Raw genomic sequence first — 11,703 nt, 5'->3', positions numbered from 1 at the left:
CCGCCGGCGCAGATGCCGGCGGCCCCATCGTACCCGAGCACGCGTCCATTGGCGCCTTTGAGGCGCTTACATCCCCAGCTCAGTCAACCCCGGATGATCATCCGGGCGACGCCCCAGCGGCCAATGGAACTTGCGGTCGCTTTCCTTGATCGGCAGGTCGTTGATGCACGAGAAGCGGCGCTGCATCAGGCCATCCTCGCCGAATTCCCAGTTCTCATTCCCATAGGAACGGAACCAGTTGCCGGAGTCGTCGTGCCATTCGTAGGCGTAGCGGACAGCGATACGGTTCCCGGTAAAGGCCCAGAGCTCCTTGATCAGGCGGTACTCGAGCTCCTTGTTCCATTTGCGTGCCAGGAACTGCCGGGCTTCCTCCCGGCCGTTGGTGAATTCGGCACGGTTACGCCACTGGGTGTCGAGCGAATAGGCAAGCGACACCTTGTCGGCATCGCGGGAGTTCCAGCCATCCTCGGCAAGGCGCACCTTCAGCGTGGCCGATTCAAGGGTGAACGGAGGAAGCGGCGGACGGGGTTGTTCAGCGGACACGGGGGGACCTCCAATCGAAATGGATATACGGGTTGCTTCAAAGGATCTGGCGTACCCAGGCGCTAACGCCTGGCCTGTTCCAACAACAGCATCGCGACATCCTTCGCAGTGTCTGCGGCGTCGAGATCACCCATCACGTGCGACAGGGTGATGGCGCCTTCCATGAGGACCAGCAGCTGGCGGGCCAGGTCCGCCGGCTGCTCCACATCCAGTTGTTCGGTAAGTTCCAGCGTGTAATCGAGCAACTTCTGTTTGTGATCACGCGCGATCTCCCGGATCGGATCGGCAGGATCGCCGACCTCGCCCGCGGTATTGATGAACGCGCAACCGCGATAGCCCTCGGACTGGAACCACTCCCTGAGCACGGTGAACAACCTGAGGATGCGTGCTTCAGGAGTATCGGCCTTGTCGCACTCCTGCCGGAACCAGGTCAGCCAACGCACATCGCGCGTCTTCAACGCAGCGGCAGCCACGTCGTCCTTGTTCTCGAAGTGGCGGTAGATGCTCTTCCGTGCCACACCCGAGGTCTTCACCAGCAGGTCCATGCCAGTGGCGTGGATCCCATTCTGGTAGATCAGCGCCTCGGCCGTGGCCAGGATCTTCTGTTGGGTGTCGGTAGTGGCCTTGCTCATGGCCACAAGGTAGAACGATCATTCTCCCCTGTCAACGACGCCCTTCGCGACTGCGGCGACTCATGCTCGCCCAGGACGATCGATCAAGAAATTCGGACTCGTCATATCCCTGAGGCCTGATCGCGGGCGCAGAGTACGCCTCACCACCCACCCATGAGATACCTGCATGAACACCTTCGCCCGCACATTGGCCATTGCCACCCTCGCCCTCTCGGTGCAAGCCGGCCTGTCCGCACAGGCCGCCGAACCGGCCAAGCCGGCGACGGTTACCGCCATCGCGCGCACCGCCAGCTACATCACCACCGCCGACGGCGTGCAGCTGTACTACAAGGACTGGGGCCCGAAGAATGGCCCGGTCGTGACCTTCAGCCACGGCTGGCCGTTGAACTCGGACAGCTGGGAATCGCAGATGATCTTCCTGGCCAATCATGGCTACCGCGTCATCGCCCATGACCGTCGTGGCCACGGCCGTTCCAGCCAGCCGTGGGACGGCAACGATATGGATCATTACGCCGATGACCTGGCCACGGTGATCAATACACTGGACCTGCACGATGTGACCCTGGTGGGCTTCTCTACCGGTGGCGGCGAAGTGGCGCGCTACATCGGCCGGCATGGCACCGGCCGGGTGAAGAAGGCCGTACTGATCAGTTCGGTGCCGCCATTGATGCTGAAGACTGCCGACAACCCCAACGGCCTGCCGATCGAAGTGTTCGACGGCATCCGCAAGGCACAGATGGAGAACCGCGCGCAGCTGTACCGCGACATTCCGTCGGGCCCGTTCTATGGCTTCAACCGCCCGGGCGCGAAGGTCTCGCAGGGGCTGATCGATGCGTGGTGGGCGCAGGGCATGCAGGGCGGCCACAAGAACACCTACGATTCGATCGCCGCGTTCTCGGCCACCGATTTCCGCGCCGACCTGAAGAAGTTCGATGTGCCCACCCTGGTCATCCACGGTGACGATGATCAGATCGTGCCGATCGATATCTCCGGCCGCCAGTCAGCGAAACTGATCAAGGGCGCCAGGCTGATTGTCTACCCGGGTGCGCCGCACGGCCTGACCGATACCCACAAGGACAAGGTCAACCAGGACCTGCTGACGTTCCTGCAGGAAAAGTGAGCACCTTGGGCTCCGGCGATGCGCCGGAGCCCATCCCAGTGCCAATGCCGGAAGCTCGGTTCCTGCCGGCCACCCCCGCCCCGATTCGCATGATGAACCGGCCGACGCCAAGGAGGCCCGATCCCTGGTATTTGCCACGCTCTCGCCTGCGCAAAGTGCGGTCCTTGCCACGGGACTGCTCAGGGGGGCTGAAACCAACCAATGGTTGGGGGACGTGGCGGCGAACGGCTCCGTTCGAGTCTGCTGCGCGCATCCCGGCGCGCTGCACGGGCCCACTCATGACGATGCACTTCATGCGGCAGGCAATGGAGCAGGCATGATCCATCGGAGCGCCCCGTGTGCCCAAGCGGGCCCTGCGAACCCGCAGCGGAAACGTTGGCTGCTGGTCGCTTTCCGGCAGCAGCGCGTCGCCACTGGGGATCGTCGCGTGAAGAGCAGGCATGGCAGCCGGAGCAGGACGGCGTCGGGCGAACAGCGCAGGTTGCGCTGTCGGCGCAACCCACCTGGGCTCCCGCCCTTGCCAAGGGCTGCCTGCGGGAGGGCGTCGTGGCCCTCCCGCAGTGGCCATCAGAGCAGCAGCTGGCGTACCGCGTTGGCGCTGTAGCGGGGATTCAGGCGCCCCCCCGCCAGTGCGTGAGCTTGGGCCAGGCTGGCCTGCGGGTCGTCTTCGCTGCCCAGCGACAGCTCAGCCCCCTTGCCACCGAAACTGCCCATGCTGTCCACCAGGTGCTGCAGCTCCGCAAGCGATGCGGCGGTATCAGCTGCCCGGATCGATGACGAGGTGCGCAGCGTGGGCGGTGAGACGTCCTGGGCGGAGGCCTCGGCAAGCGGCGGGGCGACAACCGGTGCCGCGATCACCGCGGACGGCAGGCTGATGCCGTGGCCGTCATCGAACAGGCCCATCGCCTGCACGAAGGCGGAAGCCTCATCTGCGAGGCTGGGCAACGGCGCATCCAGCGGCGACGCCATGCTTGCGGTGGCGCTGGATGCAGCCCGGGCCGCCGGCAGCGGGGTCAGCTGCCCAGCGATGGTGGCGGCCGAGATCGCGTAGCCGCCATCGCCCGGCTGGACGAAGCTGATCGCGCGCTCCCCACCGAGGAAGTGCCCGAGCACCCGCATCTGCTTGCTGGCACTGCCGTCCACACGAACGATCAGGTCGTCGCCATCGCGGTGGTAAGCCAGGCGCGCGCGGTCGATGCCCTCCAGATACAGCCAGTCGGTTCCGCCCCCGGTGTTGTCGATGGTGTCGGCACCGGAAGCATCGGTGTAGAAGTAAGTGTCATTTCCGGTGCCTCCGAACAGCATGTCGTCGCCGTCCTCGCCGACCAGCTGGTCATCTCCAGCGCCACCGATGAGGATGTCCTTGCCGGAGCCACTGAAGCTGCCGTTGCCACCAGAAAGGTAGTCATTGCCATCGCCGCCATCAAGCTTGTCGTCGCCGCCCATGCCGAACAGGGTGTCATCACCGGCCACCCCCTTGATCAGGTCACGGCCGCTGGTGCCGACAATCTGTTCGCCGGCCGCGGTTCCGGTCTTGACCGAGGGGTAATCCGCGTCATTGCCCATGCCCGGTGATCCCCCGCCCGGATTGCTGCCACCGCCGTTGTTGGAGACCAGGGCATTGATCGCGGCGGTGTTCAGCGCCGAGCCACTGGCGGGCTGCAGGTAATCCAAGGCGAAGTCGCCGCCGAGGAAATGATCGGTCACTGTCACCCGCTGGCTGGCATTGCCATTGACGGTGATGATCAGGTTGTTGCCATCGCGGGTGAACGCCAGCTGCGCCGTGCCGATGCCGTTCTGGAAAATCAGCCAATCGGTGCCGCCGCCGGTGTTGTTGATCACATCGGTGCCGCCGCCATAGACGTACTGGTCGTCACCTGCACCACCGCTCAGGGTGTTGGTGCCGTCCTCGCCACGCAGCGTGTCATTGCCCAGCCCGCCTTCCAGTATGTCGTTGCCTGAGCCGGTGCCGTTGCCACTGCCGCCGGCCAGCTGATCGTTGCCGTCGCCACCCCGCAGCGTGTCATCGCCGCCCATGCCGAACAGGGTGTCGGCGCCGCCGAGACCTTCGATCAGGTCCTTGCCGGCGCCTCCGACCAGCTGCTCGCCAGCCGCTGTGCCCTGCACCACCTGATCGAAGCCGCTGCCGCTGCCGGCAACGATCTGGTTGATCTGCGCAGCCGTCAGGGTGCTCCCTCCGTCGGGCTGCACGAAATCGATTGCCGCGTCGCCGCCGAGGAAGTGATTGAGCACGCGCACCGCGGGTGTGGCGGACTGGTCGATGGTGATCAGCAGGTCGTTTCCGTTGCGGGTGAAGCTCAGGCGCTCGCGGCTCACGCCGGCACCGAAGAACAGCGTGTCGCTGCCGCCGCCGGTGTTGTCCACGGTGTCACTGCCGCTGCTGGCATCCACCAGGTAGGCGTCGTTGCCCGAGCCGCCGATCAGCAGGTCGTCGCCTGCACCGCCACTGAGCGTGTCGTTGCCGCCTGCGCCATTGAGTGTGTTGGCGCCAGCATTGCCCGCGATGTAGTTGGCGGCATCATTGCCGGTGCCGGCAATGGCGGCGGTGCCGGTCAGGAACAGGTTCTCCACGTTGGCCGACAAGACATGGCTTGCCGACGCCTGGACCTGATCGGTGCCCTCGCCCGCCAGTTCGGTCACGGTGTCATCGGCGTGGTCCACGATGTAGACGTCATTGCCGGCGCCACCGCGCAGCTGGTCGGCACCGGTCCCGCCGTCCAGGTAGTCTGCTCCGTTGCCGCCGTGCAGGATGTCCAGGCCGTTGCCACCCCACAGTTGATCGTCGCCATCGGCACCGATCAGGGTGTCGTCGCCATCCATGCCCGAAAGTCGATTGGCCGCAGCATTGCCCGTGATCTGATTGGAAAGGCCGTTGCCATTGCCGGTCACGATGCCGGCACCGAGCACCAGGTGCTCCACGTTCGAAGCCAGCACCAGATTGGTTTCGAAGCGCCGTTCGACCGTATCCACGCCCGCATCGAGCTCTTCGATCACACGTTCCTGGGCCGAGCTGGTCACGTAGTAATCGTCGCCCTGCGCGCCCTGCAGCCAGTCGTTGCCGCCGCCACCGTCCATGCGGTTGTTGCCGGCATTTCCGATCAGCTGGTTGTCCAGTGCATTGCCGGTTGCGTTCCAGTGCCCGGTGCCGACCAGCTCGAGGTTCTCCACATTGTCGCCGAGCTGCCAGCTGAGGTCTGCCAGCACCGTATCGATGCCCTCGCCTGCCAGCTCCACGGTCTGGTCCGATGCGGAGTCGACGCGGTAGATGTCGTCCCCCAGCCCGCCGACGAGCCGGTCGTTGCCGAGCCCTCCGTCGAGCAGGTTGTCGCCGTCGGTGCCGATGATCAGGTTGTCCAGCTGGTTGCCGATGCCCTCGATGGCCTGGTCCAGCAGGGCCAGGCCCTCGACCTGTTCGCCGAGCGTGTAGGAGTAGCTCGAGCTTTGCACGGTGTCGTGGCCTTCGCCGGCCAGCTCGATGATCTGCTGGGAGGCGTCGGTGACCACGTAGGTGTCGTCGCCCTGGCCACCATAGAGGCGATCGCCCGGGCCCGCGCCTGTCAGGGTGTCGTTGCCCTGGCCGGCATGGATGTCGTCGCGGAACTGGGTGCCGGTCAGGGAGTCCGCTGCGGCGGTGCCGCGGATGACATTGCGCACGCCCAGCGACAGCGACGAGGTGGCGGTCTGGCCCCAGCTGTCGCTGGCGACGATCTGCACGGTGTACTCGCCACCACCGTTGGGCGGACTGCCGGAGATGACGCCTGTGGTCGCGTCGATGGCCAGCCACTCGGGACTGCCGTTGCCCAGGCTGAAGGAAAGGGTGTCATCGGCGGCATCGCGGAACATGCCGGTCGGCAGCGCGAGGGTGAAAGCCTCTTCACCCACCGCCTCATGATTGAAGTAGTAGATCAGGGTTTCGGGCGGATTGTTGGTGTAAGGCAGCCGATCCAGCCCGCCCTTGCGGATGGTGCCATCGGCAAACACGAATTCGTCGATGCGCTGGCTGAGAACGATGCCCGCTTCGCTTTCCTGCCAGTATCCGCTGACGGTGATCCGGTCCGACGGATCCGTACCCACCTGGATCACCAGATCCAGCCCGACCTGCGACCAGGTGATGTCGTCCGGATCGATGCCGGCAGCGAAGATCACACGGTCGCGGGTCGAGACGCCATGGCCCTTGGACTCGATGGTGTCCTGGCCATCGCCACGCGCGTAATGGAAGTCATCGTTGCCGGTGCCGCCCTCCAGGGTGTCGTTGCCGGTGCCGCCATACAGGTCGGCGCCCCCGCTTCCGGCCTGCAGGAGGTCGTTTCCTTCCTCGCCGTACAGGTAGTCGCGGCCGGTGGCGTAGGACGTGTTGAGCTCGCGCTCACCGCCCACCAGCGTGTCGTTGCCGCCGCCACCGCGCAGTTCATTGCTGAAGCCGTTGCCGACCAGTCGGTTGTCGCCGGCATTGCCACGCAGGTTGGCATTGAAGGCGCCTTCGTTGTCACTGCCGCTGAAGTACAGGTCCAGGGTGAGGTTGTTGCCCAGCGAGAGATTCTCGACGTTGGCGTAGTCGGCCACGTTGAACCATTGGGTCGAACTGCTCACTTCGTCGACGTGATCGATGATCACGGTGTCGATGCCTTCCCCGGCATTCTCCACCACCACATCCTTGGCGGTGATGACGTAGGTGTCATCCCCGAGTCCGCCATACAGATGATTGGCCGCATCGGAAGTGCGGCCGACCAGGATGTTGTTGCCGCTGTTGCCCCAGCCGGAGAGCGCGTTGGCGCCCCACAGTTCAAGCCGCTCGATATTGGCGTGGTCTGCCAGCGAGTAGGACAGCGAGGCGCGGATGGTATCGAACGATGCGCCGACACCGGTGTCGGTCTCCACGATGACATCGCCCAGGCTGTCGACGACGTAGATCTCATCGGCAATGCTGCCGATCAGGGTGTCGTTGCCAGCGCCACCGTCCAGCAGGTACAGGCGCTGGTCGTGGTTGCCGTTCCAGGGCGCAGGCCCGATCTGGATGGTGTTGTCCAGGTCGTTGCCGACGAACTTGCGCGGGATGTTGACGCGCCACCCGTAGTACTCGGGGTTCTGCCAGTACAGGAAGGTGGAGGCGTAGACGCCCACCAGGTTCTCTACGTTGGCGGTAAGGGTGTAGGAGTAGGACTCCGCGTACACGGTGTCGATGCCCTCGCCCGCCAGTTCGATCACCGTATCCGGGCTGGGCGCATCCTGGTAACCCGCACCGACGTAATAACGGTCGTTGCCCGCGCCGCCGCGCAGCACATCGTACTCTCCGGGGCCGGAGATTGCGTCGTCCCCATACAGTTGGTCGTCACCGTCGCCGCCATCGATCTCGTCGATGCCGCCGTCGCCGTCCAGCGAATCGTTGCCCGCGCCGCCGAAGATCCGGTCGTCGCCAGCCAGCCCGTGCAGCTCATCGTTGCCGAGCCCGCCCTGCACATTGTTGTTGGCGGCGGTGCCAAGATAGAGGTCATCGCCGTCGGTACCGACCCATGCATCGGAATTGCCTCGGAAATCCTGCGCCGACAACCAGGTGCCATCGGCGAACTGGATGCGATGCGTGCCGTTGGCTGCCGAGAGGAATCCTTCAAGGTAGATGCTGGCGAAGTCGGCACCCTGCCTGAAGGCGATCATCAGGTCGTCCCCGGAGACCTGGAAGTTGTTGATCATGTCCCGGGTGATCGACGTGCCGAGCTGGATCACATCGCTGCCCGCGTCTGCCTCGCCCAGGTTGAGGATCGAGTCGTAGCCGTCGTAGAAGTTGAAGATGTAGGTGTCGTTGCCGCTGCCACCGTCGAGTACGTCGCCGCCGAGCCCGCCGCTGAGGGTGTCGTTGCCGGCACCGCCGTACAGGAAGTCGTCGCCGGCCAGGCCATGAATGGCATCATTGCCGCCACCGCCGTGCAGGTTGTCTGCGTTCTCCGTGCCGACCATCTGGTCGTCGCCCGCGCTGCCCACGCCGGTCGGCACGGGGATGGACAGCAGCTGCTCGAAGTAGGCTCGATCAAGGATCGTGCCATTGGGCAGCTGCACCGACGCTGCCATCCCTGCCGCAAAGAATCCGCGCACGACGATGGAGTCGACACCGCTGGCGTGAAGGATGACCAGATCCAGGCCATGGGCCGTATAGGCCAGGTCTTCGGCAGCGATGCTGCTGCCGAAGCTGATGGTGTCCTGGCCCGCGCCTGCATCCTCCAGAGCCACCAGGTCGGCGCCGAAGCCGGACTCGAAGTGGAAACGGTCGTTGCCTGCGCCGCCGCGCAGGAGATCGTTGCCTGCACCGCCGGTCAGGACATCGTCGCCGTCGCCGCCGGTCAGGTGATCGTTGCCGTCTCCGCCCTGCACATCGTCGTTGCCTGCGTCGCCGTTGAGCATGTCATTGCCGGCACCGCCAAGGACCAGATCATTGCCTTCGGCGGCCGAGATGATGTCATCGCCATCCTCGCCGTGCAGTTCGTCGTTGCCGATGCCGCCATAGATGCCGTCATCGCCGGCGCCACCGAAGACCAGGTCGCTGCCGTCGTCGCCGTCGATGGTGTCGTTGCCGGCGCCGCCATAGATCGTGTCGTCACCTGCTTCGCCGTCCAGGGTGTCGTTGCCATCGCCTCCATCCAGGACATCATTGCCGACGCCGCCGCCCAGCTTGTCGATGCCCGCGCCACCGCTCAAGCGGTCATTGCCCGCGCCGCCATACAGCTCATCGTTGCCGTGATCGCCACTCAGTACGTCGTCGCCGTCCTGGCCGAACAGGCGATCGTCATCGCTTCCACCGGACAGCGTGTCCTGGCCGTCGCCGCCCTGCAGCTCATCCTTGCCGTCGCCGCCCTGCAGGGTGTCGTTGCCGTCCTGGCCGGACAGCAGGTCGTCGCCGGTGCCGCCATCGAGGAAGTCATCGCCGCCGTTGCCCTGCAGTTCGTCGTCGCCCGCTTCGCCGTACAGGGTGTCGTTGCCGTGGAAGTCTGCGCCGACATCGCTGAGGGCGCCGTCGCCGAGCAGGATGTCGTTGCCATCACCGCCCCGGATCACGTCGTTGCCACCCAGGCCGATCACGGTATCGGCACCTTCGCCTGCATCGATCGTGTCGTTGCCATGAAGCGATCCATCGATACCGATCGAATCGCCGACAATCATGTCGTTGCCGCTGCCGCCGCGCAGGGTGTCGTTGCCGCCGTCACCGTAGATCTGGTCGTTGCCGTCGCCGCCATCGATGAAGTCGTCCCCGGCCACGCCGCCGACGTTGTAGGAGTACCCCAGCCCATAGTCGACACGGTCGCCCTGGAGGATGTCATCGCCCTCACCGCCGTCGATGATGTCATGGCCTCCCTGTCCATAGATGCGGTCATTTCCCGATCCGCCGATCAGGGTGTCGTTGCCCGAGGTATTGGCCTGGCTGGAAATCTGCGTCGCCACGAAATCCCATATGCCGCCGGCGGCAGCGAAGTCATCACCCAGGATGAGATCGTTGTCCTCTTCGCCGCGGATGTAATCGTTGTCGGCGCCACCGATCAGCAGGTCGTTGCCCGTGCCACCACTGATGTTGTCATCGCCTTCGCCACCGTAGGCGACGTCCGAGCCGTCCCCGGCGTCGATCTCATCGTCGCCACTCGGGTTCACGTTCGAATCGGTTTCGACCCAGGGATCCTGCCCGTTGTCGTAGGTGGCGCTGACCTGGAAGCCGATCAGGTTCTGTGTCGCGTCACCGCTGACCGGCGCGTGACCCTCCATGTGGGTATACCAGCCCTTGCCGAAATTGAGGACATCGTTGCGTTCGCGCATGTCCTCGTACCAACCGTCCAGATCGTTCGGCACGGTCCATGCCAGCAGCATTGGAATACCGAGCAGCACATCGTCTCCCAGGCCGCCGAGAAGACGGTTGCTGCCCGGCCCGCCAAGGATCAGGTCGTTGCCGTGGCCACCGTCGATCCAGTCGTCGCCATAGCCACCGTCCACGCCATCATTGCCACCCATCGCGCTGATGATGTCGTTGCCGCTGCGCACTTCATCCGGATCGCCATCATGGCCGACCTGATCGTTCTCGTTGGTCAGCGCGTACGGGTTCTCGGGCGTTCCCGGCTGGCCGAGGCCCGGCAGCGTGATGCTCAGCTCGCCATTGGACCAGTTGCGTACGACGATGCGGCCGCCGGTCTCACGGTGGGTGATGATGAGCGAGGAGGTATCGCCGCTGCCAACCACCTGCAGGCGGAACTTGCGGTCCTGGGTTTCCCAGCCAAGGCCGTCGCGGGAAACGTGATTGACAGAAAGGTCGCCGATGGCGACGTTGTCGAAGGTGATCTTGCCGATACCGTCGGTATCGACCACGATATCCTGCGATCCGCCGGCAAAATCGGCCAGGTGGAATTCGTAGGTGTCGAACCCGGTGCCGCCTTCCAGCCGGTCCGATCCCTTGCCGCCCTCCAGTACGTCATTGCCGGCACCGCCGTTGAGGACGTCGTTGCCTTCATAGCCCTTCAGCAGATCGTTGCCGGCGCCGCCGCTCAGGCGGTCCACGCGTTCGGCACCGTGCAGGCTGTCATTGCCACCTCCGCCGATCAGGATGCTGCCGTTGCCCTGCAGATACTGCGCGCTGAGCTGGTCATCGCCCGAGGTGCCGAAACTGAGGTAGTCGCCCATGGCGGGCAGGTAGCTGCTGCCGCCGTGCTGGATCTGGAAGACGATGGAATTGTAGGCATCGTCGCGAAGGTCTTCCGGCTCCTTGGCGAATTCGAAGAAGTCCTCGACCAGGTCGTTGGCCATGTTGCCGCCGACGATACCGGCCACCGCACCGATCACTGCGACACCGGCCACGATAGGCCAGGAGACCACGCCTGCCGCGACCACCGCGCCGGTCAGCACACCCGTTACGACGGTATTGACGGCGCTGCCTGCAAAGACGGCCGCCGCCGCGCTGAAGTCACCGTCGAGCATCTTCTGGATGATGTCGAGGCGGTCCAGTCCCTTGCCCACCACGCCGAAGACCTTTTCCGAGCCGCCCAGCGAGATGAGCTTGCCCTGCTCGTCCAGCGAGCTGATCACGCCGCTGGCCAGATCCTTCAGGGTGATGGCCGGCTCCTGGTCCTTGTCGACCAGCGCCAGCTGACGCTGCGTGTCGGCGATCATGCCCTGGCACCACACCAGCAGATCGGCGTTTCCTTCCAGCTGGAACCGGCTGGCGTAGATGCTCAGCAGCTCGGCATTCTGTTCCAGCACATCCTTGTACATGGCGAGCAGCTGGTCGGGGGGCACTGCACCGGTCCCGTCCGCGGGCTTCACCCGATCCAGCCCGAGCTTCAGGTTGGCCGCCAGGGCCGCTGATATCTCGGTCAGCAGCATCGCCTTTGCATCATTGATCGCATCTGCAGCCATCACCGT

General features: G+C 64.8%; 4 protein-coding genes. 1 reads left to right on the top strand and 3 read right to left on the bottom strand.

What is annotated here, in order from left to right; translation table 11 throughout:
* Positions 1 to 66 precede the first annotated feature (66 nt).
* Positions 67 to 543 (bottom strand): nuclear transport factor 2 family protein, encoded by a 477-nt coding sequence (locus tag ARC23_RS02545; RefSeq protein ID WP_057495772.1) that lies wholly within the window; start codon positions 541 to 543, stop codon positions 67 to 69.
* A 62-nt stretch (positions 544 to 605) separates the two neighbouring features.
* Positions 606 to 1,175, bottom strand: coding sequence for a TetR/AcrR family transcriptional regulator (locus ARC23_RS02540; RefSeq protein ID WP_057495771.1), 570 nt, complete (start codon positions 1,173 to 1,175; stop codon positions 606 to 608).
* A gap of 166 nt (positions 1,176 to 1,341) precedes the next feature.
* Here ARC23_RS02540 and ARC23_RS02535 point away from each other — a divergent pair, with 166 nt between their 5' ends.
* Entirely contained in the window at positions 1,342 to 2,295 is a 954-nt protein-coding gene (locus tag ARC23_RS02535; RefSeq protein WP_057495770.1) for an alpha/beta fold hydrolase, read from the top strand.
* A 567-nt stretch (positions 2,296 to 2,862) separates the two neighbouring features.
* Here the strand turns inward: ARC23_RS02535 and ARC23_RS02530 are convergent.
* Positions 2,863 to 11,697, bottom strand: coding sequence for a calcium-binding protein (locus ARC23_RS02530; RefSeq protein ID WP_057495769.1), 8,835 nt, complete (start codon positions 11,695 to 11,697; stop codon positions 2,863 to 2,865).
* Positions 11,698 to 11,703: the final 6 nt, after the last annotated feature.

It is taken from the genome of Stenotrophomonas beteli (genome assembly GCF_001431665.1).
GTDB classification, from domain to species: Bacteria; Pseudomonadota; Gammaproteobacteria; order Xanthomonadales; family Xanthomonadaceae; genus Stenotrophomonas; species Stenotrophomonas beteli.
The sequence above is the reverse complement of the archived record's forward strand: the minus strand, read 5'-3'. Positions and strand labels throughout refer to the sequence as shown.

What these genes read in the sequence shown, in the direction of transcription:
- ARC23_RS02540 (WP_057495771.1), bottom strand. Translation starts at nt 1,175, where the DNA reads ATGAGCAAGGCCACTACCGACACCCAACAGAAGATCCTGGCCACGGCC.
- ARC23_RS02535 (WP_057495770.1), top strand. Translation starts at nt 1,342, where the DNA reads ATGAACACCTTCGCCCGCACATTGGCCATTGCCACCCTCGCCCTCTCG.
- ARC23_RS02530 (WP_057495769.1), bottom strand. Translation starts at nt 11,697, where the DNA reads ATGGCTGCAGATGCGATCAATGATGCAAAGGCGATGCTGCTGACCGAG.